Consider the following 24,410-nt stretch of genomic DNA (forward strand, 5'->3'; position numbering starts at 1 on the left):
GGAGAGGGCCGTCGCACTCGGTGCGGCGGCCCTCTTCCATGTGTCATGGGCGAGGGCGGCGCCGTACGGCAGGATGTGCGCATGACGAAGGTGCACGAGGACAGCCCCGTACTGCCCACCCAGCAGGACGAGGTGGCCGCTGCGGGGAGCGAGCTCATCGGCGGCCCGTTGGGCCGTTACGCCCGGCTGGGCGGCCACTGGCTGACCCCGGTGCGGGTCGTCGTGCTCGTCGCCCTGGGGATGTTCGCGCTCGGCATGGTGCAGAAGCTGCCCTGCTACGACTGGGCGTGGTTCCGCGGGGCCGGCTCCCAGTACACCCACGCCTGCTACTCGGACATCCCGCACCTCTACGTCGTACGCGGCTTCGCCGACGGCCTCACCCCGTACTTCGACCGGATCCCCGGCGACATGCAGTTCCTGGAGTACCCGGTGCTCACCGGACTCTTCATGGAGATCGCCTCCTGGATGACCCCCGGCAGCGGCTCCATGCAGCACCGGGAGCAGATGTACTGGATGGTCAACGCGGGCATGCTGATGGTCTGCGCGGCGGTCATCGCGGTCTGTGTGGCCCGTACCCACCGCCGCCGTCCGTGGGACGCGCTGCTCTTCGCCCTCGCACCCGCCTTCGCGCTCACCGCGACCATCAACTGGGACCTGCTGGCCATCGCCCTGACCGCCGCCGCGATGCTCATGTGGTCGCGGGGCGGGGCGCGGTCCTTCGGTGTCCTGATCGGCCTGGCCACCGCGGCCAAGCTCTATCCCGTCCTGCTGCTCGGGGCCGTGTTCGTGCTCTGCTGGCGGGCCGGGAAGTGGCGTGCGTTCGGCGAGGCGGTCGGCGGCGCCCTGGTCGCCTGGCTCGTGGTGAACCTGCCCGTGATGCTCTTCGCCTGGGAGGGCTGGCAGAAGTTCTACACCTTCAGCCAGGAGCGGCCCATCGACTTCGGATCCGTGTGGCTGCTGATCTCCCAGCGCTCCGGGAACCCCCTCGAAGGCGCCAACACCTATGCGACGGGCCTGACGCTGCTGCTGTGCGCGGGCATCGGGCTGCTCACGCTGACCGCGCCCCGCCGCCCCCGCTTCGCCCAGCTGGCCTTCCTGCTGGTGGCGGCCTTCATCCTGGTCAACAAGGTCTACTCGCCCCAGTACGTGCTCTGGCTCATCCCCCTCGCCGCGCTGGCCCGGCCGCGCTGGCGGGACTTCCTGATCTGGCAGGCCGGCGAGGTCGTCTACTTCCTGGGGATCTGGTTCTACCTCGCGTACACGACCAGCGGGGACAAGCACCAGGGCCTGCCCCTGGAGGGCTACCAGGTGGCCATCGCGGCCCACCTGCTCTGCACGCTCTACCTCTGCGCGGTGGTCGTACGCGACATCCTGCTGCCCGAGCGGGACGTGGTGCGGCGCGACGGCTCGGACGACCCCTCAGGGGGCGTCCTGGACGGTGCCGAGGACGTCTTCACGCTCCCGCACACGCCGAAGGCGCCGCAGGACGCGGCGCCTTCGGAGGGTCAGCGGGTGGAGTGGGGCGCGCGCCCCGGGGAGTGACTCAGGCGTCGAGCACCCGGTCGAACTGCGTGGTGGTGTGGCGCAGGTGCGCCACCAGCTCGTCGCCGACCTTCGGCTCGGGAGAGTCCGACGGCACGAACAGGATGGACACCTGCATGTGCGGAGGCTCGGCGAACCAGCGCTGCTTGCCCGCCCACACGAACGGCGACAGGTTCCGGTTGACGGTGGCGAGGCCGGCGCGGGCGACGCCCTTGGCGCGCGGCATCACCCCGTGCAGGGCCTTGGGGGCCTCCAGGCCGACTCCGTGGGAAGTACCGCCGGCGACGACGACCAGCCAGCCGTCGGAGGCGGCCTTCTGCTGCCGGTAGCCGAACCGGTCGCCCTTGGCGACGCGGGTGACGTCCAGCACCGCGCCGCGGTACTCGGTCGCCTCGTGGTCGCCCAGCCACAGCCGGGTACCGATGCGGGCCCGGAAGCGCGTCTGCGGGAACTGCTGCTGCAGCCGCGTCAGGTCTGAGGCCTTCAGGTGGCTGACGAACATCGTGTGCAGCGGCAGCCGGGCCGCGCGGAGCCGGTCCATCCAGCCGATGACCTCCTCGACGGCGTCGGAGCCGTCGGGGCGGTCCAGCGGCAGGTGCAGGGCGAAGCCCTCCAGCCGGACGTCCTCGATCGCCGTGTGCAGCTGGCCGAGGTCCTGCTCGGAGATCCCGTGCCGGCGCATCGAGCTCATGCACTCGATGACCACACGGGCACCGACCAGGCCGCGCACCCCGTCCAGCGAGGACACCGAGCGGATGACCCGGTCCGGCAGCGGCACCGGCTCCTCGCCGCGCCGGAACGGGGTGAGGACGAGCAGGTCACCGCCGAACCAGTCCTTGATGCTGGCGGCCTCGTAGGTCGTCCCGACGGCGAGGACGTCGGCGCCCATCCGGGTCGCCTCCTCGCAGAGCCGCTCGTGACCGAAGCCGTAGCCGTTGCCCTTGCAGACGGGGATCATCCCCGGGAACTGGTCCTGGATCTGCTTCTGGTGCGCACGCCAGCGCGCGGTGTCGACGTAGAGCGTGAGCGCCATGCCCGTCCGGAGCCTCTCTCGATGAGCTGCGTGGTGCAGCGGTGCGGTGTGTGTGGGGCGGTGTGTGTGGGGCGGGTCAGCGACGCGACATGTAGATGTCGAGCGCCTTGTGCAGCAGCTTGTTGAGCGGGAAGTCCCACTCGCCGACGTACTCGACGGCCTCGCCGCCCGTGCCGACCTTGAACTGGATCAGTCCGAACAGGTGGTCGTTCTCGTCCAGGGTGTCACTGATGCCGCGCAGGTCGTAGACGCTTGCGCCGAGCGCGTAGGAGTCGCGCAGCATGCGCCACTGCATCGCGTTCGAGGGGCGGACCTCGCGCTTGTGGTTGGCCGAGGCGCCGTACGAGTACCAGACGTGCTGGCCGACGGTGAGCATCGTGGCGGCGGCCAGCGGCTCCCCCTCGTGAGTGGCGATGTACAGCCGCATCCGGTTGGGGTCCTCGGAGTTGAGGGCCGTCCACTGGCGCTGGAAGTAGCTGAGCGGGCGCGGGCGGAACTTGTCGCGCTCGGCCGTCACCTCGTACAGCTTCTGCCAGGTCGGCAGGTCCTCGTAGCCGCCCTGGACGACCTCGACGCCGGCCTTCTCGGCCTTCTTGATGTTGCGGCGCCACAGCTGGTTGAAGCCCTTGAGGACATCGTCCAGCGAGCGGTTGGCCAGCGGTACCTGGAAGACGTACCGGGGCTGGACGTCGCCGAAGCCGGCGCCGCCGTCCTCGGCCTGCTGCCAGCCCATCCGGCGCAGCTTGTCGGAGACTTCGAAGGCGCGGGGCTCGATGACGGAGGCCTCCACGTCGCGCAGGCGCTTGACCTCCGGGTCCTGGATACCGGCCTTGATGGCGGTCGAGTTCCAGCGGCGGATGACGACGGGCGGGCCCATCTTCACGGTGAAGGCGCCCTGCTGCTTGAGGTGCGCCAGCATCGGCTGGAGCCACTCTTCGAGGTTGGGGGCGTACCAGTTGATGACCGGGCCCTCGGGGAGGTACGCGAGGTACCGCTTCACCTTGGGCAGCTGTCGGTACAACACGAGTGCGGCGCCGACGAGTTCGCCGGACTGGTCGAACCATCCGAGGTTCTCGGAACGCCACTCGTTCTTCACGTCGGCCCACGCCGGGACCTGGCAGTGGCTAGCCGAGGGCAGGCTCTGGAGGTAGCCCAGGTGCTGCTCTCGGCTGATGGTCCTCAGGGACAGGCTCATGCGGGGCGTCTCCTCGGCGGCTTCGCTGGCTATGGCGCGAAGCCTACTGCGACGTGGGCGCCACCCATCTGGGGGACAGGCCGGGCCTGGGCCGGCGGGAGGCCGGCGCCCCGTCGCGGAGGCACCCCGTCAGCCCAGCCAGCCGCCGAAGAGACCGCCGTGCGCCATGCCGAGGAAGAAGCCGATGGCCGAGGCCCCGAGGCCGATGATCAGTGCTGTGCGCTCGCGTGTCGTGGCGGAGATGAACTGGCCGTAGAGCCCGGTGACGATCCCGATCAGCCCGGTCCACGAGCTGAGCAGGTGCAGGTTGTGGAAGAAGGCCGTGACGAACGCCACGGCGCCGAGGATCAGGGTGACGGCCACCAGGGTGTCCTGGAGCGGATGGGGCTTGCCGTCGGTCGCGAAGAGCGAGATGGAGGACTGGCGTCGCATTGCCTGTGCCATCGGAAGGCACCTCCTGGCTGCAGCAGAGCGGTGCTGCGGGCTTCCCGCGGCAGGAGCCGAAGGCATAGCACCGAGCACACCCGATGCATACAGATTGTGGCCTCCTCGTGCCGGATTTCAACCGGAAGGAGTCGAGGAGGTAGTCTGTACAGCTGCGCGGTGTCTGCTCTGCAGATGCCGTGCGCACGCATCACGACCCTCCTGCCACGGAACGACCGTGGCCGCTGAGTCCAAAGGAGGTGGGTTCCACATGCGTCACTACGAAGTGATGGTCATCCTCGACCCCGATCTCGAGGAGCGCGCTGTCTCCCCGCTGATCGAGAACTTCCTTTCTGTCGTCCGTGAGGGCAACGGAAAGGTCGAGAAGGTCGACACCTGGGGCCGTCGTCGTCTCGCTTACGAGATCAAGAAGAAGCCCGAGGGCATCTACTCGGTCATCGACCTTCAGGCCGAGCCTGCGGTCGTCAAGGAGCTTGACCGACAGCTGAACCTGAACGAGTCGGTTCTCCGGACCAAGGTCCTTCGCCCCGAGACCCACTGAACTTCGGTTCAGCGGTAATCGGGACCGAGTAGCACAGCAGCCCAGCAGCAATCCCCGCCGAGAGGTTCATCCATGGCAGGCGAGACCGTCATCACGGTCGTCGGCAATCTCGTCGACGACCCCGAGCTGCGCTTCACCCCCTCGGGTGCGGCGGTCGCGAAGTTCCGTGTCGCGTCCACTCCCCGCACCTTCGACAAGCAGACCAATGAGTGGAAGGACGGCGAAAGCCTGTTCCTGACCTGCTCGGTCTGGCGCCAGGCGGCTGAGAACGTCGCCGAGTCCCTTCAGCGGGGCATGCGCGTCATCGTGCAGGGCCGGCTGAAGCAGCGGTCGTACGAGGACCGTGAGGGTGTCAAGCGCACGGTCTACGAGCTGGACGTCGAGGAAGTCGGCCCCAGCCTGAAGAACGCCACGTCCAAGGTCACCAAGACCACTGGTCGCGGTGGTCAGGGTGGATACGGCGGCGGTGGCGGCGGTCAGCAGCAGGGCGGCGGCGGTGGCAACTGGGGCGGAGCCCCCAGTGGCGGCGCTGCTCCCCAGGGCGGCGGAGCTCCCTCCGACGACCCCTGGGCGTCCAGTGCGCCGGCCGGCGGCCAGCAGCAGGGCGGCGGCGGTGGCGGTTGGGGCGGAAGCTCCGGCGGCTCCGGCGGTGGCTACTCGGACGAGCCGCCCTTCTAGGGCAGCTCGCACCCCCACTTCTTGATTTCACAGGAGAGACACAATGGCGAAGCCGCCTGTGCGCAAGCCTAAGAAGAAGGTCTGCGCGTTCTGCAAGGACAAGACCGCGTACGTGGACTACAAGGACACGAACATGCTGCGGAAGTTCATTTCCGACCGTGGCAAGATCCGTGCCCGCCGCGTCACCGGCAACTGCACGCAGCACCAGCGTGACGTCGCCACGGCTGTGAAGAACAGCCGTGAGATGGCACTGCTGCCCTACACGTCCACCGCGCGATAAGGAAAGGGTGACCGAATAATGAAGATCATCCTGACCCACGAGGTCTCTGGCCTCGGCACCGCCGGCGACGTCGTCGACGTCAAGGACGGCTACGCCCGCAACTACCTGGTCCCGCGTGGTTTCGCGATCCGCTGGACCAAGGGTGGCGAGAAGGACGTGGCGCAGATCCGCCGCGCCCGCAAGATCCACGAGATCGCGACGATCGAGCAGGCCAACGAGTTCAAGGCCAAGCTCGAGAACGTCAAGGTCCGTCTGGCCACCCGCGCGGGTGACGCCGGTCGTCTCTTCGGTTCCGTCACGCCCTCCGACATCGCCACGGCGATCGAGGCGTCCGGTGGCCCGAAGGTCGACAAGCGCCGCGTGGAGCTGGGCTCCCCGATCAAGACCCTCGGCTCGTACCAGGTCTCCGTGCGTCTGCACGCTGACGTGGCCGCGACCGTCGGCATCGAGGTCGTCGCCGCCTAAGGGCTGCGCATGAAGGGCCGCACCCCCGTGGGGGTGCGGCCCTTCTTCGTTGTTTCACGTGAAACACGTGCGCGTGCATCGGCCCTGTTTCACGTGAAACATCGCTCCAGGGCTACAGCGGGCTCCCCCGGGCCACCCGGGTCTACCGGGTGGCTCCGGCGACCAGCCAGCGGCCCGAGCGGGCGCGCAGCTGGAGGGTGACCATCCGGACCAGCATCATCAGGGTCATGGCGCACCAGAGGGCCGTCAGCCCGCCGCCCAGGGCCGGGACGAGCAGGGCTGCCGGGGCGAATACGGCGAGGGTCAGCAGCATGGCCCAGGCCAGGTAGCGGCCGTCGCCCGCGCCCATCAGGACGCCGTCGAGGACGAAGACGATGCCGGAGACGGGCTGTGAGACGGCCACCACGAGCAGGGCCGGCAGCAGGGCGTCTTCGACGACGGGGTCGCTCGTGAAGAGCGGGATGAACACCGGGCGGGCCGCGATGACGAGGAGCCCCAGGACGATGCCGGAGACGATCCCCCACTGGACCATGCGGCGGCAGGCGGCCTTGGCTCCTTCGGTGTCCCCCGCTCCGAGGTAGCGGCCGATGATGGCCTGCCCGGCGATCGCGATCGCGTCGAGGGCGAAGGCGAGAAGGCTCCACAGGGAGAGCAGGATCTGGTGGGCCGCGATGTCGGCGTCCCCGAGGCGCGCGGCCACGGCGGTCGCGATCAGCAGGACCGCCCGCAGGGACAGGGTGCGGACCAGCAGGGGCGCACCGGCCTGTGCACAGGCCCGGATGCCTTCGGCGTCGGGCTTCAGGGAGGCGCCGTGCCTGCGAGCGCCCCGGACGACCACGACCAGGTAGGCGGCGGCCATGGCGCACTGGGCGATCACCGTGCCCCAGGCGGAGCCGGCGATGCCGAGGCCGGCTCCGTAGACGAGGGCGACGTTCAGGGCTCCGTTGAGGGCGAAGCCGCCGATGGCTACGTAGAGCGGGGTCCGGGTGTCCTGGAGGCCGCGGATGACACCGGTGGCGGCGAGCACCACGAGCATCGCGGGGATGCCGAGGGCGGAGATCCGCAGGTAGGTGATCGCGTACGGGGCGACGGTGTCGGAGGCCCCGAAGAAGGAGATCAGGGTGGGCGCCGTGGGCAGGACGACGGCGACGACGGCCGCGCCGAGGAGCAGGGCGAGCCAGATGCCGTCCATGCCCTGCCGGATGGCGGCCTGGAGGTCGCCCGCGCCGACGCGGCGGGCCACGGCCGCGGTGGTGGCGTAGGCGAGGAAGACGAAGATGCTCACGGCGGTGGTGAGCAGTGCGGCCGCGATGCCGAGACCGGCCAGCTGGGGTGTGCCGAGGTGGCCCACGATGGCGCTGTCGGCCATCACGAAGAGGGGTTCGGCGACGAGGGCGCCGAAGGCGGGGACGGCGAGTGCGAGGATCTCGCGGTCGTGCCGTCTCGGGGCAGCCTTCGGCGCGGTGGGGGCCTGTCTCATGTGCTCAATCTAATCTTCCACAGGTAATAGACGCAAGGCCTTTTGGATCCTTACCGATGCGTCGATTCGAGCGTTCGTCCCACCTCGTTGGAGGCGATCTTGAGACAGTGGCCAAGATTTTTCCCGCCCACGGTCGGTGGAGGGTGAAAGGCCAGGTCAGATGGTGTGAGTGGGTGGGTCGGGTGATTTTGTCCACAGTACTGTCCCCCGGTCCGTGCACAGCTTCCGGGGAGTTACCCACAGCATTGGCGCCGTCATCCACACCTCATCCACACAGCCTGTGGATAACAAGATTGGCTGACGTCGCTCCCGGCCCTACCGTGGGTCGATGTCCGACTCGCCGAGAGCCGATTCGGGTGCCCCAAATGTCAGAGCCGTGTCGTAGAAAGAGTGACACGGCAAGGTCCGCGTTGCGGACGGGAGGAGGCGGCCCGGTGAGCATGTCCGAGCCCATGGACGACCCCTGGGCCGACAGCGGTCCAGGTGACCGTCTGCCCGCCCGTACGCGCCGCAACGGCGAAGGCCGTGGCCGCGGGGACGAACAGAGTGACCGAGGCCGCGAGGGCGGCTCCTGGGACGGCGGTGGCGGCGGCTTCGAGCGGGTCCCGCCGCAGGACCTCGACGCCGAGCAGTCCGTCCTCGGCGGCATGCTGCTGTCCAAGGACGCCATCGCCGACGTGGTCGAGGTGCTCAAGGGGCACGACTTCTACCGTCCGTCGCACGAGACGATCTACCAGGCCATCCTCGACCTGTACGCCAAGGGAGAGCCGGCCGACCCGATCACCGTCAGCGCCGAGCTGACCCGGCGCGGTGAGATCAGCAAGGTCGGCGGGGCCCCCTACCTGCACACCCTGGTCCAGTCGGTCCCCACGGCGGCGAACGCCGAGTACTACGCGGAGATCGTCCACGAGCGGGCGGTCCTGCGCCGGCTGGTCGCGGCCGGCACGAAGATCACACAGATGGGCTACGCCGCCGACGGGGACGTCGACGAGATCGTCAACAGCGCCCAGGCCGAGATCTACGCCGTCACCGAGCAGCGGACCTCCGAGGACTACCTGCCGCTCGGCGACATCATGGAAGGCGCCCTCGACGAGATCGAGGCGATCGGTTCGCGCAGCGGCCAGATGTCGGGCGTCCCGACCGGCTTCACGGACCTGGACTCGCTGACCAACGGACTGCACCCGGGCCAGATGATCGTCATCGCGGCCCGTCCCGCCATGGGTAAGTCCACCCTCGCGCTGGACTTCGCCCGTGCCTGTTCCATCAAGGCCAATCTGCCCAGCGTCATCTTCTCCCTCGAAATGGGGCGCAACGAGATCGCGATGCGCCTGCTCTCGGCTGAGGCCCGGGTGGCCCTGCACCACATGCGCTCCGGCACGATGACGGACGACGACTGGACCCGGCTGGCCCGCCGGATGCCGGACGTCTCCGCCGCCCCGCTCTACATCGACGACTCCCCGAACCTGTCGATGATGGAGATCCGAGCGAAGTGCCGACGCCTCAAGCAGCGCAACGACCTGTCGCTCGTCGTCATCGACTACCTCCAGCTGATGCAGGCGGGTGGCTCGCGCCGGCCCGAGAGCCGTCAGCAGGAAGTCTCCGACATGTCCCGAAACCTCAAGCTCCTGGCAAAGGAGCTGGAGGTCCCGGTGATCGCGCTGTCCCAGCTGAACCGTGGTCCCGAGCAGCGCACCGACAAGAAGCCGATGGTCTCCGACCTGCGTGAGTCCGGCTCGATCGAGCAGGACGCCGACATGGTGATCCTGCTGCACCGCGAGGACGCGTACGAGAAGGAGTCCCCCCGGGCGGGCGAGGCGGACCTGATCGTGGCGAAGCACCGTAACGGTCCTACGGCCACCATCACCGTGGCCTTCCAGGGCCATTATTCGCGGTTCGTGGACATGGCCAACACGTAGCATCCGCACCATGGATGCCGCATTGCACGATCTTGTCCTCCTGCCCGCGACCCGGCGTGCGCTGAGCCACCGGATCGCGGTCGCGCAGCGCGAAGGCCGGGCGCCCTCCCTGGTGGCGGCCGTGGTGCGGAACGGCGAGGTGGTCTGGGAGGGGTCCCGGACCATGGTCGAGGGCCATGGTCCCGATGGGAACGTGCAGTACCGGATCGGGTCGATCACCAAGACGTTCACCGCCGTGCTGGTGATGCGGCTGCGGGACGAGGGCCTGCTGGGACTGGGCGACCCGATCGAGAAGTTCCTTCCGGGCACGGGAGTCGGAGAGGTGACGGTCGGACAGTTGCTGTCCCACACCTCAGGACTGGCGGCGGAGACGCCCGGCGAGTGGTGGGAGCGCACGGCGGGCACCCTGCGGCCGGAGCTCTCGGACGTCCTGGGCGAGAGCCCCTTCCGTTTCGAACCCGGTCGGCGCCACCACTACTCCAACCCGGGCTACACGCTGCTCGGTTCGCTCGTCGAGGCGGTCCGCGGACGGTCGTGGGAAGAAGCGCTCCGCGCCGAGGTGCTGGAGCCGCTGGGGCTGGAGCGCACGACGGCGCAGCCGGCGGCCCCGCACGCCGGCGGCTGGGCCGTGCACCCGTGGGCGGACGTGATGATGCCGGAACCCCTGGAGGACCTCGGGCTCATGGCCCCGGCCGGCCAGCTGTGGTCCACCACCGGTGATCTGGCGAAGTTCGCCGCCTTCCTCGTACGGGGCGACGCGCGTGTGCTGAGCGCCGAGTCCGTACGGGAGATGCGGACGTCGGCCACTCCCCCGGAGCCGGGCTTGGCCGACCTGGGATACGGGCTCGGGGTGCAGCTGACGCAGAGCGGCGGGCGCCGGCTCGCGGGCCACTCCGGCTCGCTGCCCGGCTTCCTCGCGGGCCTGTGGCTGAGCGAGGCGGACGACGTGGCGGCGGTGGCGCTGGCCAACTGCACTTCGGGGCTCGCGGTTTCCACGCTGGCGGCCGACCTGGTGGCCATCGTCGCCGAGGCCGAGCCGCGGATCCCCGAGCCGTGGCGGCCGCTGCGGGAGGCCGATCCCGTCGCACTGGAGCTCTGCGGACCTTGGTACTGGGGTACGTCGGCCCAGGTCGTACGGCTGACCTACGACGGATTCCTGGAGCTGGGCCCGGTGGGCGCGACCGGCCGGGCCGCCCGGTTCCGGCCGGAGCCGGACGGCAGCTGGACCGGACTCGGCGGCTACTACGCGGGTGAGTCGCTGCGGGCCGTACGGCGGCCGGACGGATCGGTGAGCCACCTCGATCTCGCCTCGTTCGTGTTCACCCGGGAGCCCTACGACCCGAGTTCCCCGGTGCCCGGCGGGGTCGACCCGCAGGGCTGGCGGGGCATCGGCTAGCGGACCGCCCTCACCCCGCTGTGAGTTCACGCTCCAGTGGGGTGCGGAAGCGCGGGGTGACGCGGGCCTCCCCCAGCCAGGCGGCGAGCCGGACGGCCTCGGCGGCGACGGCCATCCCGGCTTCGCTGCCGGGGCCGCCCAGCAGCCGGTGGACGATCTCGCCGTCGCCGCGCTGGGCCCAGCCGCCGACGATCTCTCCGTTCCACCACACGGTGGGGCCGATGTTGCCGGAGCGGTCGAAGAGGGCCGGCCGGTGGGCTGGGTCGAGGTGGAAGCCCCGGTCCACCCAGCCCATCGCGCTCGGGTCCAGGGCGGGCAGCAGGGCGACCCAGGGCTCCGACTCGGGTTCGGGCCCGATGTCACCGGGGCAGACGAGGGCGGTGGCGCCGTCCTCGAGCCGGACCTCGTCGGGGCCGACGGCCGCGAGGGCCTTGCGGACCTCGGTGAGGGTCCAGCCCGTCCACCACTTGAGGTCGGCCTCGGTGGCCGGACCGTAGGCGTGCAGCCACCGGCGGGCGATCTCGGCGCGGGCCCCGGCCGCGGGCACGGCGGGCCACGGCTCGGTGTGGGTCCAGCGGTACTGGCTGGAGGTCCACGATCCCCGGGGCCGGTCCCGGCGGATCCGGCCGTCGGCTGCCAGCAGGCGGATGACACGGGTGGCGACCCCGGTCTCGGTCTCGTAGTTCTTGCCCCGGCCGTAGACGAACTTCCGGCGCAGGGCGGGGACGGCCGTGGAGAGCTGGCTGCCGGTGGAGGGGCCGTGCGCGTCGAGCGCCTCCAGCACGGCGCTCTCCACCTGGGCCAACCAGTCCGCGTCCAGGCCCTGACCGTCCTCGTCGAGGTGCTTGAGGAAGGTACGGCGCTCCTTCACGGCGATGCCGCGGGCGGTGGAGGCGTCGACGTACGGGGCGAGTCCGGTGGAGACGGCGAAGAGCGTGTTGCGCATGCTGAGCAGCCGTACGAGGGTCACGTCCTCGTACAGTGCCTGCTCGATCGTGGTGGGAGCGCCTCCGCTCAGCCTGGCGCGGGCGGAGAGGAAGACGGTCGCGGCATCGGTGGCGTGCAGGGCGACGACGCAGTCCGCAGCCTCGTGCACGGTGGCGGCGTGTGCCGACGGGGCCAGGCGGTGCCTGCGGCCGAGGCGCCGGCGGCGCTCCGCGGTGGTGATGAGGGGAAGGCTGCTCATCCTCCCGATCGTAGGCCGGGCGCCCGACAGCGGCCCGGCCCACGCACGGGACCTCAGAGCTGGAGCTTGAATCCGACGTGGGACGCGGTGAAGCCGAGCCGCTCGTAGAAGCGGTGGGCGTCGGTGCGGGTCACGTCCGAGGTGAGCTGGACGAGTTGGCAGTTCTCGGCACGTGACTGCTCGATCGCCCATTCGATGAACCGGGTGCCCAGCCCGCTGCCGCGCTCGTCGGCGTGGACCCGTACGCCCTCGATGATGGAACGGGTGCTCCCCTTGCGGGAGAGTCCGGGGACGATCGTCAGCTGGAGGGTGCCGACGACGCGGCCCGCGCGGACGGCGACGACCACGTGCTGGTGGGGGTCGTCCGTCAGCCGCTTGAGGGCAGCCGCATAGGGGGCGAGGTCCTCCGGGGACTCCCGGGTGGCGCCGAGCGGGTCGTCCGCGAGCATCGCGACGATCTCAGGCAGGTCCTCTTCGGTGGCGGAACGGATGAGCAGGCCGGAGTCGCTGTCGGTCATGGTCTGGTGCTCCTCGCTCAGCCCGCCGCCACGGTGAGCGGTGCCCACCGGCGGGTCCAGTCGCCGGGCAGCCCGGGGATGTCCCGGGTCATGACGGTGTTGAAGGCCACGGAGCCGAGACCGCGGTCCTTGAGCCAGCCGAGCAGCTCCTCGTGACGTACGTCGACATCGGTACGCAGGGGCCGGTCCGTGGACGCGGCGAGAGCGGTCACGAGGGCCTGGGCCGCGCCGGTGTCACGGGCCACCAGGGGCCCGATGACATGGGTCTCCATGTTCGGCCAGATCGCTCCGTAGCCGATCAGCTCGCCAGAGGGGTCCTCGGCGACCAGCAGCCGGTCCGTGAAGGCCGGCAACCGGGTGACCAGATGAGTCCGGTCGGTACCGAAGACCTCGGCGTCCAGCCGGAGGATCCGCGAGATGTCCTCGGCGCCTGCGGGCCTGACGCGGACGGTGTCCTGCGCGGGACCGGTGGCGTCCGGGCTGAAGGAGCCCCGGAGCATCTCGGCGCGGCCGGTGGTCTCGAAGCCGAGCTCCTCGTAGAGGGGCCGGCCGTACGGGGTGGAGTGCAGGGTGAGCGGAACGCCCTTGAGGACCTCGTCGCAGACATACGTCATCAGGCGCCGGCCCAGACCCTGGCGGGCGTAGCGTTCGGCGACCAGGACCATGCCGATGGCGGCAAGTTCGGGATCGGCCAGCGGAGGTCCGTACCGGGTGACCACGCAGGCCGTGGCCAGTCCCCTTCCGTCGGGGGCGTCGATGCCGTAGCCGTGTCCGGCGGCGAGCAGCAGACCCCACTTGTGGTCCTCGCGGGGCCAGCCGCGGTCTTCGGAGAGATCGGCGCAGTGGCGGAGGTCGTCCACGGTCAGTGCGCGGATCGGGAGGGAGGCGAGATGTGGTGGTGTCACGCGCCCAGACTGGTTCATCGAAGGCGACCCGGTCCAGAGGATTTGGGATGGATGTTTCACGTGAAACATCCACCCGAGGTCCGTGGGCGGCACCCACTGTTTCACGGGAAACGAAGGTACTAGCCTCGACGGTTATGACCCTCCTTCACCTGTTCGACCTCGACGGGACGCTGATGTACGGCTCGGCCTCGCCGGTCGAGATCTCGCGCCAGCTCGGGCTGTCCGACGAGATCGCCGAGTTGGAGCGGGCCTTCGCCGCACGGGAGCTCCAGCCGCACCAGTTCGCACTGGCGGCGCAGACGCTCTGGGCGGAGCTGACCCCGGCACACGTCCGGGCCGCGTTCGACGGGGCTCCGTGGCTGTCGGGGATCCGGGAGGTCTGGCAGGAGATCCGGGGGCGCGGGGACTACTGCGCGGTCATCTCGCTGTCGCCGTCGTTCTTCGTGGAGCTGCTGCTGGAGTGGGGTGCGCACGCCGCGCACGGCTCGGTCTTCCCGGAAGTGCCCTTCACCCGGCTGGTGGACGTGGCCGGGATCCTGACGCCGGAGGGGAAGGTGACGATCGCCGACCGGCTGTGCGAGCAGTTCGGCGTGACCCGGGCCGATTGTGTCGCGTACGGGGACTCCAGTACCGACGTGGCGCTCTTCGCGGCGGTCCCGCTCTCGGTCGCGGTGAACGCCCGGCCCTACCTGGTGGAGCGTGCGACGCACGTGTACGAGGGCCGGGACCTGCGCGAGGCATACCAGCTGACAGGGGTGGCGCGCACGGGAGTTGAGGCATCTTAAGGGGAAAGTGGGTTCGAAACGCGGAATTCCCGCATTTCCCCGCAAGCTCTGGGGCGGACTGGCACGCTGTGAAACCCGGAACCACGGATTCGAAGGCCGTGGCGCGTGCAGACCTACCGAGATGCTCGAAGCGAGGCACCGCATGGACGCTCCGCCCACCAGATCGGCAAGACGGGGGTCATCCCGGATACCGTCCGGGGACGGGGCGCCCGAGCCCTCCCCCGAACCCTCTCCCGATGCGGTGCTCATCCGCCGGACCCTCGCGGAGATCGCACCCGTCGCCGACAAGGTGACCTCTTACTTCTACGCCGTCGTCTTCACGGGATACCCGGACCTGCGGGGGCTGTTCCCCGCCGCGATGGACGTACAGCGCGACCGGCTGCTGAAGGCGCTGCTGACGGCCGCCGAGCACATCGACAACCCCGAGGTGCTCACCGCCTACCTGCGCCGGCTGGGCACGGGACACCGCAAGTACGGAACCCTGCCCGAGCACTATCCGCCGGTGGGAGAGGCCCTGATCGGGGCGCTGTCCAAGTACGCGGAGGCCACTTGGGGGCCGGAGACCGAAGCCGCCTGGGTGCGGGCGTACACCGCGATCTCCCAGATCATGATCGACGCGGCGGCCGAGGACGTGCCCAAGGCGCCGCCGTGGTGGCACGCGGAGGTGGTCTCGCACGATCTGCGCACCTCCGACATCGCGGTGCTCACCGTCCGCCCCGACCAGCCCTACCCCTTCCTCGCGGGTCAGTACACGACCCTGGAGACTCCGTGGTGGCCGCGGATCTGGCGGCACTATTCCTTCGCCTCGGCGCCGCGTGCGGACGGACTGCTGTCCTTCCACGTCAAGGCCGTTCCGGCGGGATGGGTCTCCAACGCGCTCGTCCGGCACGCCCGCCCCGGCGACGTGCTGCGGCTCGGGCCCCCGGCGGGATCGATGGTGGTGGACCACAGCACCGACAACGGGATGCTGTGCCTGGGCGGCGGGACGGGCATCGCCCCGATCAAAGCGCTGATCGAGGACGTGGCCGAGCACGGAGAGCGGCGCCCGGTGGAAGTGTTCTTCGGGGCGCGCAGCGACGACGACCTGTACGACAAGGACACGCTGCTGGGGCTGCAGCGCTCGCACCCCTGGCTGTCGGTGCGCCCGGTGGTCTGCGACGAGGGTCTGGCCGGACAACTGCCCCAGGCCGTCGGCACCCACGGGCCCTGGAGCTCGTACGACGCGTTCGTCTCGGGGCCGGCCGCGATGATCCGCAGTGGGGTGGACGCGCTGAAGAGGATCGGGATCCCCGGGGAGCGGATCCGGCACGACGAGGTGGAGGAACTGGCGGGCGTCGCCGGCTGATTCCGGCGGCGGCGCCCGCGTGCGGTGGGTCAGCCCAGGTCGGGGGCGTGCATCGCGCGCACGCCCTCGATGTTGCCGTCGAGGTAGTGGCGCAGGGACAGCGGGACGAGATGTACCGCGGCGATACCGACGCGGCTGAAGGGCACGCGGACGATCTCGTACTCGCCCTCCGGCTCGTCGATCTCGGGGCCGTGCCGCTGACTGGGGTCCATGGATTCGAGATGGCAGACGAAGAAGTGCTGCACCTTGACGCCGGTCACTCCCCCGTCGGCGATGTGCTCGACGGTGTCGACGAAGCAGGGCACGACATCTGTGATCTTCGCGCCGAGTTCCTCGTGGAGTTCTCGGTGGAGGGCGTCGACGACGGTCAGGTCCGAGGGCTCCACGCCCCCGCCGGGGGTGAGCCAGTACGGGTCGACGCCGGGTTTGGTCCGCTTGATGAGGATCAGGTCGCCACCGTCGAGCAGAATCGCGCGGGCGGTGCGTTTGACCACTGGACGTTCGGTCATGGGAGAAGAGTGGCCCAGACTTCCCCTTCTGAAACGCGTGCCGGTGAAACCCGCCGGGCGGGGATCCGGGCGGTCCGAGCCGCAGGACAGCGTTCTCGGACCGCCCTCGGGCAGGCGGTCAGCTCTGCGCGGCCGCCAGGTCGAGTGCCCGCAGGACGTCAGTGACCAGGTCCTCGGTGTCTTCGGCCCCGGCGGAGAAGCGGATGAAGCCCTCCGGAACGTTGTCGCCGCCCCACCGTCGGCGGCGCTCCGCGGTGGACCGCACCCCACCGAAACTGGTGGCGTCCTCGACGAGCCGCAGGGCGGCCATGAACCGTTCCGCGTGCGCGCGGTCGGGCAGGGTGAAGGAGACCACGGAGCCGAAGCCGCGCATCTGCCGCGCGGCCGTCTTGTGGGACGGGTCCGTCGGCAGGCCCGGGTAGCGCAGCCCGGTGACGTCGCCGCGGTCGGCGAGGGCCTCGGCGACGGCGAGGGCGTTGGCCCACTGGCGCTGGGCGCGCAGCTGGATCGTGGACAGGGACCGGTGGGCGAGCCAGGCCTCCATGGGGCCGGGGATCGCGCCGACCACCTTGCGCCAGCGGCGGATGCCGGCGGCGAGCTCGGCGTCGCGGCAGACGACGTACCCGAGGAGCAGGTCACCGTGGCCGGTCAGGCCCTTGGTGCCGCTGGCCACCGAGAAGTCGGCGCCCAGTTCGAGGGGCCGCTGTCCGAGCGGGGTCGCGAGGGTGTTGTCGACGGCGACGAGGGTTCCGCCGGCGTGCGCCGCGTCCACGAGGCGCCGTACGTCGCAGACGTCGAGCCCCGGGTTGGACGGGGTCTCCAGCCACAGCAGCCGGGCTCCGTCGAGAACCGGGAGCTGGGCGTCCTCGCCGGTGGGGGCGGTGCGCACGTGGACCCCGTAGGCCTCCAGCTGCTCCCGTACGAGGGGCAGCGCCTGGTAGCCGTCGTCGGGCAGGACGACGGTGTCGCCGGGGCGTGCCTGGGAGAGCAGGACGGCGGATACGGCGGCCATGCCGGAGGCGAAGACGACCGTGTCCACCCCGTCCAGGCCGGGGGCCTCCAGCTCTCCGATGGCCCGCTCCAGCAGGGTCCAGGTGGGGTTGGTGTCGCGGCCGTAGGTGTAGGGGCCCTCGACGTCGCCGGGGAGGTGGAAGTGGGCGGCGAAGACGGGGCCGGGCAGCGGCGGCTCGTTCTTGACGGGCTCCGGCAGACCGGCGCGGACGGCGACGGTGCCGTCGCCGAGCCGCTCGGACGCCGGGGGCACGGGGGCGGGGGCGTTCATGGGGTGTGCTCCTTCACGGCTTCGCTTACGGCGGCCAGCAGGCCGGGGCTCGCCGCCTCGACCAGGTGCAGGCACTCCTCGAATCCTTCGAGGGGGCCGTAGTAGGGGTCCGGTACGTCGGCCTGTGCGGTCGGGGCCGCCGGATCGTAGGACCGCAGCAGCCGGACCTTGGCGGCGTCCTCCGGGGTGGGGGCGAGCGCCCTGAGGTCGCGCAGGTGTCCGGCGTCGAGCGCGATGACGAGGTCGAGGCCGGCGAACCAGGAGGCCCGGAACTGCCGGGCCCGGTGTCCCGGCTCGTATCCGGCGGCTTCCAGGACGGCCACGGTGCGCGGGTCGGCCCCGTCGCCCTCGTGCCAGCCGCCGGTGCCGGCGCTGTCGACCTCGACCAGGCCCGAGAGCCCGGCGTCGGCCACACGGGAGCGGAAGACCGACTCGGCCATGGGTGAGCGGCAGATGTTGCCGGTGCAGACGAAGCACACGCGGTACATGGGCGCCCGGCTTCAGTTCTTGTCGGGCAGGACCATGTTCGCGGCCCAGGAGACGATGGAGACGATCAGGGCGCCGACGATCGCCGACCAGAAGAAGTTCTCCACGTGGAAGCTGAGGTCGAACTGCTTCGCCAGCCATGAGGTCAGCAGCAGCATCGCCGCGTTCACCACGATGGTGAAGAGGCCGAGGGTGAGGACGAAGAGCGGCAGCGAGAGCAGCTTCACCACGGGCTTGACGATGAGGTTGACCAGGCCGAAGATCAGCGCGACCAGGATCAGGGAGAGTGCTTGGTGGCCCTTGCTGGTGTCGTCCTCCAGCGTGATGCCCGAGACGAGCCAGATGGCGACGGCCAGGGCTGCCGCGTTGGCGAGGGTCTTGACTACGAAATTCGTCATGTGTCTGATCGTTGCAGAGAAGGTCCCGGTGGAACATCAGCTGATCTGCGGATGCTTGCCGGACGAGAGCGCACAAGGGGTACAAAGAAGATGAAGGCCTTCCGGCTGGACGAGCTCGAGGCCGAGCGGGCCGCGAACGAGGGTGCCTACCTGCAGTTCCTGCGCGAGCGGAACATGTCGGTCGGGCTCTACGCGCTGGACGCCGGGCAGAACGATCCCCAACAGCCGCACGGCCAGGACGAGGTGTACTTCGTCGTCAGCGGCCGGGCCTCGATCACCGTCGGGGAGGAGACGACGATGGTCGCCAACGGGAGCGTGGTCTACGTGCCGGCCGGGGTGCCGCACAAGTTCCACCACATCACCGAGAACCTGAAGGTAATGGTCGTCTTCTCTCCGCCGGAAGGGTGAACGGACCCGGGGTCTGAGGGTCCGGAGCCCCGTCCCCCTAGGGGTCGGATCAGGGGACTACGGGGGCTCGCGGGCCCCCGTCGGGAGCCGTGGCCTCCTAGCATCGAGAGCAGGAGTTCACCGGACTAGACGGACTAGACGGACTAGGAAGAAGAGGTCGAGGACATGGAAGGCATCCGAGGGATATTCGAGGGCATGCCCTGGTGGGTCAAGTGGGTCGCCGTCCCGCTGCTGGTGCTGTTCGTCTTCGGTGGTGTGATCACCAGCATCATCGGTGCGCTGATCGGCTTCCTCTTCAAGGCGCTGCTCCTCGTGGCCCTCGTCGGAGGCCTGATCTTCGTCGTCAGGAAGTTCAAGGGCACCAAGTCGAAGTCCTCTGCCGGAGAGTGGTAGAACTGGCGCAAGCAGGGTCACAGTGGGATTAACCCAGCTGAGGGAACGTGAAGCGCTAAACCGCTCACAGCCCGGGAATCGGCGGATAGAGTGGCAATCTGTGCCGTTCCCTGGGCACCGAACGCCGGTACTGCCGCTCTGACCTGCGGTTCTTTGTTACAGCCACCGAGCACGACCCCCAGGAGTCACGGCACGCGCGGGGGCGGCCCCCGCAGGGCGGGCCCCCCCAAGGCTCGCCGCCACGCCTGGGGGTGAGCTTTGTCTTCGGTTCACAATGCCGGTGTGCCGACTCTGATCGGTTCGGTGCAGCGGGCACTGAGGCTGCTCGAAGCCGTGGGTTCCCATAGCGAGGGAGCCCCGGCGAAACAACTGGCGCGCGAGGCCGGGCTCCCGCTTCCCACCGCGTACCACCTGTTGCGCACCCTGACGCACGAGGGCTATCTGCGACGGGAGAGCGGGGTCTTCGTCCTGGGCGATGCCGCGGGCCGTCTGGCCGGTGGCGGGCTTCAGCAGAAACGTCGCAGCATGATCCTCGACTCCCTCGCGCACTTCCGCGACGCGGTCGGTGCCCCCGTCTACTTCGCGGTCTACCGCGAGGGTGAAATCGAGGTCGTGGGTGTCTCGGACACCCCGGCGAACCCGGCCTGTGAAGAGTGGGCCGACTTCCGCGAGACCGGCCACGCGCACGCCATCGGGCAGTGCCTGCTCGGCCAGCTCGACGAGAAGGCGCGCAAGGACTACTACGACCGTCACCCGGTCGAGGCCATCACCCCCTACACCGTGCGGGATTTGAGGGCTCTGGAGCTGCGGATCGGCTCCATGGAGCGGATGCAGCCGGTGACAGAGCGTCAGGAATACGCCCTGGGCACGGTGTGCGCGGCCATCCCCATCACGGCCGGCGACACCGCCGCGACCATGGCGATTTCTCTCCCTCTGCACCAGGAGAATCGATTGCTGTATGCGGTCGATCGGCTACGGAGTGAAGTAGGCGCGCTGTTGAGCACCCTCTCGTTCTCTATCAGTATCTGAAAACTCACTCCTTGTGATCTGCAAGCGCTTACACCACTCTTGTCAAGAGGGCCTTGGGGGATCATTCCTGGCCACTTCCACTACAGCGGGGTAGGCAATGCGCGAGTCGGTACAGGCAGAGGTCATGATGAGTTTCCTCGTTTCCGAGGAGCTCTCGTTCCGGATCCCGGTGGAGCTCAGGTACGACGCTCGTGATCCCTACGCAGTTCGCCTGACCTTCCACCTTCCCGGAGATGCGCCCGTGACCTGGGCGTTCGGCCGGGAGCTTCTTCTGGACGGCATCAACAAGCCGTGCGGTGACGGCGATGTCCACATCGCCCCGACCGATCCGGAGGAACTGTCCGATGTCCACATCCGGCTGCAAGTAGGCGCAGACCGGGCACTCTTCCGCGCGAGCGCGGCGCCACTCGTGGCGTTCCTCGACCGCACCGACCGGATCGTCCCGCTCGGCCAGGAGCGCAACCTCGGCGACTTCGAGGAGAACCTCGACGAGGCGCTCGACAAGATCCTCGCGGAATCGCAGCAGAACGAGCAGAACGCGGGCTGAACGAAGCCCGGCCGGACATCCGCTGACCAGGGTGTGCCGGCACTGATTACCGCACCATCTGCATTACCTGCACCATCTGCATCATCCGCACCACCTGCATGACCGGATCCACGCACCACGGCTCAGCGTGCCGACGCGCTGAGCGCTCCACCTTGCCGTTCCTCACGACCGGCCGTGTGCGCGAACTGACCAGTCGCGCCCGCCGGTCCGCCTTTCAGCGCTTGCGCCGCCGACCCCGGCCGCCGCGGAGCGGCCCCGAGGCCGCTGTGGCCGCCGGGGATTCCGCGCGGTCGGCGGACACCACCAGCGCGGCCAGCGCCGTCGTCACGGGTACCGAGGCGACCAGTCCGATGGAGCCCACGAGGGTTCGTACGATCTCCTCCGCGACCAGCTCGCTGTTGGCCACCGAGCCCATACTGCTGTTCGCGATCGAGAACAGGAGGAGCAGCGGCAACGCCGCTCCCGCATAAGCCAGTACCAGGGTGTTCACCACCGAGGCAATGTGGTCGCGGCCGATGCGGATGCCCGCCCGGTAGAGCCCGCGCGGTCCCATCGACGGGTCTGCCTGGTGGAGTTCCCAGACCGCCGAGGTCTGAGTGACGGTCACGTCGTCAAGTACGCCGAGCGATCCGATGATGACACCCGCAAGCAGCAAACCGCTCATGTCGATGTTCGGGTAGAGCCCGTGGATCAGGCCGGTGTTGTCGTCGGTGTTGCCGCTGAGGAAGGCCCAGTCGATGAACAGCGAGCCCAGCAGGCCGATCAGCAGCAGCGAGATGATCGTGCCGAGGACCGCGACCGAGGTGCGGGCCGTCAGCCCGTGGCACATGTAGAGCGCGATCAGCATGATCGCGCTGGCTCCGACCACGGCCACGACCAGCGGATTCGACCCCTGCAGGATCGCGGGGAGGATGAAGAGGGTCAGCACCGCGAAGCTGACGGCGAGGGCGATGAGCGCGAACAGTCCGCGCATCCGCCCGACGAGGACCACCGCGAGGGCGAAGATGCCCGCGAGCAGGGCCATCGGCAGCTTGCGGTTCACGTCGATCACGGAGTACTGGAGGTCCCGGGGCGCGTCCGGGGCGTATGCGACCACGACGTCCTGGCCGTCCGTCAACTGTCTGGGCGCGCCCGGCTGGACGATCTCGACGAACTCTCGGCCCTTGTCGGGGCCGCTGCCGACCCTGATGGTGGCCTTCTTGCACTCGCCGGTCTGCGCCGCGAGGGCCTCGCGCCCCTCGGGGGTGGAGGTGTCGCCGGTGGCCGGCACCTGCGCGGCGTTCACGGATTTGCAGTCGACGTTTTGGAGCGCGACGACCGTGGCCTCCTGGGTCTGCCGGTCGAAGCCGACCCCGGTGCGTTCGTGGCCCGGCGCGCCACCGGGCCAGAGCACCGCCATGCCGATCACGACGGCGGCCGCGAAGGGGATCAGCACGGCCGCGATCACCTTGCGCAGGTGCTTCGATACGGGGGCCGCCGGGCCATGGCTGTGCGCATGGCCGTGGGAGTGTCCGGGAGACCGGTCGGGCGAGTGACCCGGGTCCGCGTGCGCGTGGCCTGCGTGGTCGGAATGGCCAGCGGGATCCGTGGGCTCGGTGGGGGGCTGCGGCGAGGACGTCACTGACTGATCATCGCAACAGATGAGGGGGCCCACTGTTCAGCACGCCACACATGACGCTAGCGTGGGGGCTACTTTGCACAACGCGGGAGCTCGGAGCACCGGGCTGAGAGGGCGCTGATCACCGTTCGCATTCGAATATGCGTACGGGAGGAGGCTGCGTCGACCGCCGAACCTGTTACCGGGTAATGCCGGCGTAGGGAGATTAGGTCTCATGACCATTCAGGACGCACGCACGCCTGCCGTCAGCCAGGACGCCGATGGCCAGACCGAGCGCCAGCCCGGCTGGCACAAGGGATACGTGGCGGGCTCCCGCCCCGACATCCGGGTGCCGGTTCGCCAGGTCCACCTCACCAACGGCAAGGACGTCACGCTCTACGACACGTCCGGTCCGTACACCGACCCGCAGGTCGAGACCGACGTCCGCCGCGGCCTGCCGCCGCTGCGCGAGAACTGGATCATCAGCCGCGGCGACACCGAGGAGTACGCGGGCCGCCCCGTGCGCCCCGAGGACGACGGCATCAAGCACACCTCGCCGCGCGGTGGCCTCAAGAACCTCGACGCGGTCTTCCCGGGCCGTCCGCGCCAGCCCCGCCGCGGCCGCGGCGGCGCCGCGGTCACGCAGCTCGCGTACGCCCGCCGGGGCGAGATCACCCCGGAGATGGAGTACGTCGCGATCCGCGAGAACGTCTCCCCCGAGGTCGTCCGCGAGGAGATCGCCGCAGGTCGCGCGGTCATGCCGGTCAACGTGAACCACCCCGAGATCGAGCCGATGATCATCGGCAAGCGATTCCTGGTGAAGGTCAACGCCAACATCGGCAACTCCGCGGTCACCTCCTCGATCGAGGAGGAGGTGGACAAGATGACCTGGGCGACCAAGTGGGGCGCCGACACGGTCATGGACCTCTCGACCGGTCGCAACATCCACACCACCCGCGAGTGGGTGCTGCGCAACTCTCCCGTGCCGATCGGCACCGTGCCGCTGTACCAGGCGCTGGAGAAGGTCGACGGCCGCGCCGAGGACCTGACCTGGGAGATCTACAAGGACACGGTCATCGAGCAGGCCGAGCAGGGCGTCGACTACATGACGGTCCACGCCGGCGTGCTGCTGTCGTACGTGCCGCTGACCGCGCGCCGCAAGACCGGCATCGTCTCGCGCGGCGGTTCGATCATGGCCGCCTGGTGCCTGGCGCACCACAAGGAGAACTTCCTCTACACGAACTTCGAGGAGCTCTGCGAGATCCTCGCGGCGTACGACGTCACGTACTCCCTGGGTGACGGCCTGCGCCCCGGTTCCATCGCGGACGCCAACGACGCGGCGCAGTTCGCGGAGCTGAAGACGCTGGGCGAGCTCAACACGATCGCCAAGCGGTACAACGTGCAGACGATGATCGAGGGCCCCGGGCACGTCCCGATGCACAAGATCAAGGAGAACATCGACCTCCAGCAGGAGATCTGCGAGGAGGCGCCGTTCTACACGCTCGGCCCGCTGACCACGGACGTCGCGCCCGCGTACGACCACATCACCTCGGGCATCGGCGCCGCGATGATCGCCTGGTGGGGCACCGCGATGCTCTGCTACGTCACGCCCAAGGAGCACCTGGGCCTGCCGAACCGCGACGACGTGAAGACCGGTGTCATCACGTACAAGATCGCGGCCCACGCGGCGGACCTGGCCAAGGGCCACCCGGGCGCCCAGGAATGGGACGACGCCCTGTCGGACGCGCGGTTCGAGTTCCGCTGGGAGGACCAGTTCAACCTGGCCCTCGATCCGGACACGGCCCGTGAGTTCCACGACGAGACCCTCCCGGCCGAGCCGGCCAAGACCGCGCACTTCTGCTCCATGTGCGGTCCGAAGTTCTGCTCGATGAAGATCTCCCAGGACATCCGCCGCCAGCACGGTGGCGACCTGGGCGCCGAGGAGATCGAGGCGGGCATGGCGGAGAAGTCCGCCGAGTTCGCGGCCGCGGGCAACCGCGTGTACCTGCCGCTGGCCGACTGACCCCGGTCCCGGCACACACGGACGGCCCG

The 24,410-nt window shown here is 69.5% G+C and carries 26 protein-coding genes and 1 riboswitch; of the genes, 14 read left to right on the forward strand and 12 right to left on the reverse strand.

Features of this window, described 5'->3' with window-relative positions; genetic code table 11:
* The first annotated feature begins 81 nt into the window (after window positions 1-81).
* Window positions 82-1,542 (forward strand): glycosyltransferase family 87 protein, encoded by a 1,461-nt coding sequence (locus ACFWBW_RS05345; protein ID WP_385368581.1) that lies wholly within the window; start codon window positions 82-84, stop codon window positions 1,540-1,542.
* 1 nt (window position 1,543) lies between these two features.
* Here ACFWBW_RS05345 and ACFWBW_RS05350 read toward each other — a convergent pair whose 3' ends face one another.
* The 3 genes from ACFWBW_RS05350 to ACFWBW_RS05360 all read right to left on the reverse strand — a co-directional run bounded on the left by ACFWBW_RS05350 (window position 1,544) and on the right by ACFWBW_RS05360 (window position 4,214).
* Window positions 1,544-2,575, reverse strand: a complete 1,032-nt coding sequence (locus tag ACFWBW_RS05350; protein WP_385368583.1) for an alanine racemase — start codon at window positions 2,573-2,575, stop codon at window positions 1,544-1,546.
* Window positions 2,576-2,651: 76 nt separating this feature from the next.
* Window positions 2,652-3,770, reverse strand: a complete 1,119-nt coding sequence (locus tag ACFWBW_RS05355; RefSeq protein ID WP_243331146.1) for a peptidoglycan bridge formation glycyltransferase FemA/FemB family protein — start codon at window positions 3,768-3,770, stop codon at window positions 2,652-2,654.
* A gap of 129 nt (window positions 3,771-3,899) precedes the next feature.
* Complete coding sequence (locus tag ACFWBW_RS05360; RefSeq protein WP_385368586.1) at window positions 3,900-4,214, reverse strand: hypothetical protein; 315 nt, start codon at window positions 4,212-4,214, stop codon at window positions 3,900-3,902.
* 250 nt (window positions 4,215-4,464) lie between these two features.
* Between ACFWBW_RS05360 and rpsF the strand changes: the two genes are divergently transcribed.
* The 4 genes from rpsF to rplI all read left to right on the forward strand — a co-directional run bounded on the left by rpsF (window position 4,465) and on the right by rplI (window position 6,178).
* The gene (rpsF, locus tag ACFWBW_RS05365; RefSeq protein ID WP_015034882.1) at window positions 4,465-4,755 is read left to right on the forward strand and encodes a 30S ribosomal protein S6; all 291 of its coding nucleotides are present in this window, start codon (window positions 4,465-4,467) and stop codon (window positions 4,753-4,755) included.
* A gap of 72 nt (window positions 4,756-4,827) precedes the next feature.
* A complete protein-coding gene (locus tag ACFWBW_RS05370) occupies window positions 4,828-5,433 on the forward strand; it encodes a single-stranded DNA-binding protein (RefSeq protein WP_327305763.1) in 606 nt (201 codons plus the stop codon).
* 43 nt (window positions 5,434-5,476) lie between these two features.
* Window positions 5,477-5,713: a 30S ribosomal protein S18 gene (rpsR, locus tag ACFWBW_RS05375; RefSeq protein ID WP_005315025.1), complete on the forward strand. Its 237-nt coding sequence runs from the start codon at window positions 5,477-5,479 to the stop codon at window positions 5,711-5,713.
* A gap of 18 nt (window positions 5,714-5,731) precedes the next feature.
* Window positions 5,732-6,178, forward strand: a complete 447-nt coding sequence (rplI, locus tag ACFWBW_RS05380) for a 50S ribosomal protein L9 (protein ID WP_243331152.1) — start codon at window positions 5,732-5,734, stop codon at window positions 6,176-6,178.
* Window positions 6,179-6,320: 142 nt separating this feature from the next.
* On the opposite strand, the gene ACFWBW_RS05385 is transcribed toward rplI, so the two are convergent.
* The gene (locus ACFWBW_RS05385) at window positions 6,321-7,658 is read right to left on the reverse strand and encodes an MATE family efflux transporter (protein ID WP_385368588.1); all 1,338 of its coding nucleotides are present in this window, start codon (window positions 7,656-7,658) and stop codon (window positions 6,321-6,323) included.
* Window positions 7,659-8,110: 452 nt separating this feature from the next.
* Here ACFWBW_RS05385 and dnaB point away from each other — a divergent pair, with 452 nt between their 5' ends.
* Both dnaB and ACFWBW_RS05395 read left to right on the forward strand, forming a co-directional pair.
* Window positions 8,111-9,574: a replicative DNA helicase gene (dnaB, locus tag ACFWBW_RS05390; protein ID WP_266912908.1), complete on the forward strand. Its 1,464-nt coding sequence runs from the start codon at window positions 8,111-8,113 to the stop codon at window positions 9,572-9,574.
* 10 nt (window positions 9,575-9,584) lie between these two features.
* On the forward strand, window positions 9,585-10,970 hold the full coding sequence (locus ACFWBW_RS05395; RefSeq protein WP_385368590.1) for a serine hydrolase domain-containing protein: 1,386 nt from the start codon (window positions 9,585-9,587) through the stop codon (window positions 10,968-10,970).
* A 10-nt stretch (window positions 10,971-10,980) separates the two neighbouring features.
* On the opposite strand, the gene ACFWBW_RS05400 is transcribed toward ACFWBW_RS05395, so the two are convergent.
* The 3 genes from ACFWBW_RS05400 to ACFWBW_RS05410 are packed head-to-tail and all read right to left on the reverse strand — an operon-like array spanning window position 10,981 to window position 13,579.
* Window positions 10,981-12,156, reverse strand: a complete 1,176-nt coding sequence (locus ACFWBW_RS05400; RefSeq protein ID WP_385368592.1) for a winged helix DNA-binding domain-containing protein — start codon at window positions 12,154-12,156, stop codon at window positions 10,981-10,983.
* A 53-nt stretch (window positions 12,157-12,209) separates the two neighbouring features.
* On the reverse strand, window positions 12,210-12,674 hold the full coding sequence (locus ACFWBW_RS05405) for a GNAT family N-acetyltransferase (RefSeq protein WP_385368594.1): 465 nt from the start codon (window positions 12,672-12,674) through the stop codon (window positions 12,210-12,212).
* Between the two features lie 17 nt (window positions 12,675-12,691).
* Entirely contained in the window at window positions 12,692-13,579 is an 888-nt protein-coding gene (locus ACFWBW_RS05410; RefSeq protein WP_385368596.1) for a GNAT family N-acetyltransferase, read from the reverse strand.
* Between the two features lie 134 nt (window positions 13,580-13,713).
* On the opposite strand from ACFWBW_RS05410, the gene ACFWBW_RS05415 reads away from it, so the two are divergent.
* Together ACFWBW_RS05415 and ACFWBW_RS05420 are read left to right on the forward strand one after the other, a co-directional pair.
* Entirely contained in the window at window positions 13,714-14,364 is a 651-nt protein-coding gene (locus ACFWBW_RS05415) for an HAD family hydrolase (RefSeq protein WP_385368598.1), read from the forward strand.
* 25 nt (window positions 14,365-14,389) lie between these two features.
* Window positions 14,390-15,709 (forward strand): globin domain-containing protein, encoded by a 1,320-nt coding sequence (locus ACFWBW_RS05420; protein WP_385368739.1) that lies wholly within the window; start codon window positions 14,390-14,392, stop codon window positions 15,707-15,709.
* Window positions 15,710-15,738: 29 nt separating this feature from the next.
* Here the strand turns inward: ACFWBW_RS05420 and ACFWBW_RS05425 are convergent, their stop codons facing one another.
* The 4 genes from ACFWBW_RS05425 to ACFWBW_RS05440 all read right to left on the reverse strand — a co-directional run bounded on the left by ACFWBW_RS05425 (window position 15,739) and on the right by ACFWBW_RS05440 (window position 18,384).
* Window positions 15,739-16,218 (reverse strand): NUDIX domain-containing protein, encoded by a 480-nt coding sequence (locus ACFWBW_RS05425; RefSeq protein ID WP_385368599.1) that lies wholly within the window; start codon window positions 16,216-16,218, stop codon window positions 15,739-15,741.
* 118 nt (window positions 16,219-16,336) lie between these two features.
* A complete protein-coding gene (locus ACFWBW_RS05430) occupies window positions 16,337-17,500 on the reverse strand; it encodes a cystathionine gamma-lyase (protein ID WP_385368601.1) in 1,164 nt (387 codons plus the stop codon).
* Window positions 17,497-17,988, reverse strand: coding sequence for a low molecular weight protein-tyrosine-phosphatase (locus ACFWBW_RS05435; protein ID WP_385368603.1), 492 nt, complete (start codon window positions 17,986-17,988; stop codon window positions 17,497-17,499). Before ACFWBW_RS05435 ends, ACFWBW_RS05430 begins: the two co-directional genes overlap by 4 nt.
* A gap of 12 nt (window positions 17,989-18,000) precedes the next feature.
* Window positions 18,001-18,384, reverse strand: coding sequence for a phage holin family protein (locus tag ACFWBW_RS05440; protein ID WP_385368605.1), 384 nt, complete (start codon window positions 18,382-18,384; stop codon window positions 18,001-18,003).
* A gap of 90 nt (window positions 18,385-18,474) precedes the next feature.
* Here ACFWBW_RS05440 and ACFWBW_RS05445 point away from each other — a divergent pair, with 90 nt between their 5' ends.
* The 4 genes from ACFWBW_RS05445 (at window position 18,475) to ACFWBW_RS05460 (ending at window position 20,761) form a co-directional block, all read left to right on the forward strand.
* On the forward strand, window positions 18,475-18,792 hold the full coding sequence (locus ACFWBW_RS05445; protein WP_243331175.1) for a cupin domain-containing protein: 318 nt from the start codon (window positions 18,475-18,477) through the stop codon (window positions 18,790-18,792).
* A 174-nt stretch (window positions 18,793-18,966) separates the two neighbouring features.
* Window positions 18,967-19,185 carry a DUF5326 family protein gene (locus ACFWBW_RS05450; protein WP_385368741.1) on the forward strand — a complete coding sequence of 73 codons (219 nt, stop codon included), beginning with the start codon at window positions 18,967-18,969 and terminating at the stop codon, window positions 19,183-19,185.
* A gap of 291 nt (window positions 19,186-19,476) precedes the next feature.
* Window positions 19,477-20,214: an IclR family transcriptional regulator gene (locus tag ACFWBW_RS05455; RefSeq protein ID WP_385368743.1), complete on the forward strand. Its 738-nt coding sequence runs from the start codon at window positions 19,477-19,479 to the stop codon at window positions 20,212-20,214.
* 97 nt (window positions 20,215-20,311) lie between these two features.
* Window positions 20,312-20,761 carry an SsgA family sporulation/cell division regulator gene (locus ACFWBW_RS05460; protein WP_243331178.1) on the forward strand — a complete coding sequence of 150 codons (450 nt, stop codon included), beginning with the start codon at window positions 20,312-20,314 and terminating at the stop codon, window positions 20,759-20,761.
* A 214-nt stretch (window positions 20,762-20,975) separates the two neighbouring features.
* On the opposite strand, the gene ACFWBW_RS05465 is transcribed toward ACFWBW_RS05460, so the two are convergent.
* Window positions 20,976-22,382: a YibE/F family protein gene (locus tag ACFWBW_RS05465; protein ID WP_385368608.1), complete on the reverse strand. Its 1,407-nt coding sequence runs from the start codon at window positions 22,380-22,382 to the stop codon at window positions 20,976-20,978.
* Between the two features lie 72 nt (window positions 22,383-22,454).
* Window positions 22,455-22,599, forward strand: a riboswitch (TPP riboswitch).
* Here ACFWBW_RS05465 and thiC point away from each other — a divergent pair.
* Complete coding sequence (thiC, locus tag ACFWBW_RS05470; protein WP_266906913.1) at window positions 22,594-24,381, forward strand: phosphomethylpyrimidine synthase ThiC; 1,788 nt, start codon at window positions 22,594-22,596, stop codon at window positions 24,379-24,381. (Overlaps the previous riboswitch by 6 nt.)
* The last annotated feature ends 29 nt before the right edge of the window (window positions 24,382-24,410 follow it).

It is taken from the genome of Streptomyces sp. NPDC059957 (assembly GCF_042730015.1).
Lineage (GTDB): Bacteria > Actinomycetota > Actinomycetes > Streptomycetales > Streptomycetaceae > Streptomyces.

Coding starts and splice junctions, on each gene's coding strand:
- ACFWBW_RS05345 (WP_385368581.1), top strand. CDS start 82: ATGACGAAGGTGCACGAGGACAGCCCCGTACTGCCCACCCAGCAGGAC.
- ACFWBW_RS05350 (WP_385368583.1), bottom strand. CDS start 2,575: ATGGCGCTCACGCTCTACGTCGACACCGCGCGCTGGCGTGCGCACCAG.
- ACFWBW_RS05355 (WP_243331146.1), bottom strand. CDS start 3,770: ATGAGCCTGTCCCTGAGGACCATCAGCCGAGAGCAGCACCTGGGCTAC.
- ACFWBW_RS05360 (WP_385368586.1), bottom strand. CDS start 4,214: ATGGCACAGGCAATGCGACGCCAGTCCTCCATCTCGCTCTTCGCGACC.
- rpsF (WP_015034882.1), top strand. CDS start 4,465: ATGCGTCACTACGAAGTGATGGTCATCCTCGACCCCGATCTCGAGGAG.
- ACFWBW_RS05370 (WP_327305763.1), top strand. CDS start 4,828: ATGGCAGGCGAGACCGTCATCACGGTCGTCGGCAATCTCGTCGACGAC.
- rpsR (WP_005315025.1), top strand. CDS start 5,477: ATGGCGAAGCCGCCTGTGCGCAAGCCTAAGAAGAAGGTCTGCGCGTTC.
- rplI (WP_243331152.1), top strand. CDS start 5,732: ATGAAGATCATCCTGACCCACGAGGTCTCTGGCCTCGGCACCGCCGGC.
- ACFWBW_RS05385 (WP_385368588.1), bottom strand. CDS start 7,658: ATGAGACAGGCCCCCACCGCGCCGAAGGCTGCCCCGAGACGGCACGAC.
- dnaB (WP_266912908.1), top strand. CDS start 8,111: ATGGACGACCCCTGGGCCGACAGCGGTCCAGGTGACCGTCTGCCCGCC.
- ACFWBW_RS05395 (WP_385368590.1), top strand. CDS start 9,585: ATGGATGCCGCATTGCACGATCTTGTCCTCCTGCCCGCGACCCGGCGT.
- ACFWBW_RS05400 (WP_385368592.1), bottom strand. CDS start 12,156: ATGAGCAGCCTTCCCCTCATCACCACCGCGGAGCGCCGCCGGCGCCTC.
- ACFWBW_RS05405 (WP_385368594.1), bottom strand. CDS start 12,674: ATGACCGACAGCGACTCCGGCCTGCTCATCCGTTCCGCCACCGAAGAG.
- ACFWBW_RS05415 (WP_385368598.1), top strand. CDS start 13,714: ATGACCCTCCTTCACCTGTTCGACCTCGACGGGACGCTGATGTACGGC.
- ACFWBW_RS05425 (WP_385368599.1), bottom strand. CDS start 16,218: ATGACCGAACGTCCAGTGGTCAAACGCACCGCCCGCGCGATTCTGCTC.
- ACFWBW_RS05430 (WP_385368601.1), bottom strand. CDS start 17,500: ATGAACGCCCCCGCCCCCGTGCCCCCGGCGTCCGAGCGGCTCGGCGAC.
- ACFWBW_RS05435 (WP_385368603.1), bottom strand. CDS start 17,988: ATGTACCGCGTGTGCTTCGTCTGCACCGGCAACATCTGCCGCTCACCC.
- ACFWBW_RS05440 (WP_385368605.1), bottom strand. CDS start 18,384: ATGACGAATTTCGTAGTCAAGACCCTCGCCAACGCGGCAGCCCTGGCC.
- ACFWBW_RS05445 (WP_243331175.1), top strand. CDS start 18,475: ATGAAGGCCTTCCGGCTGGACGAGCTCGAGGCCGAGCGGGCCGCGAAC.
- ACFWBW_RS05460 (WP_243331178.1), top strand. CDS start 20,312: ATGCGCGAGTCGGTACAGGCAGAGGTCATGATGAGTTTCCTCGTTTCC.
- thiC (WP_266906913.1), top strand. CDS start 22,594: ATGACCATTCAGGACGCACGCACGCCTGCCGTCAGCCAGGACGCCGAT.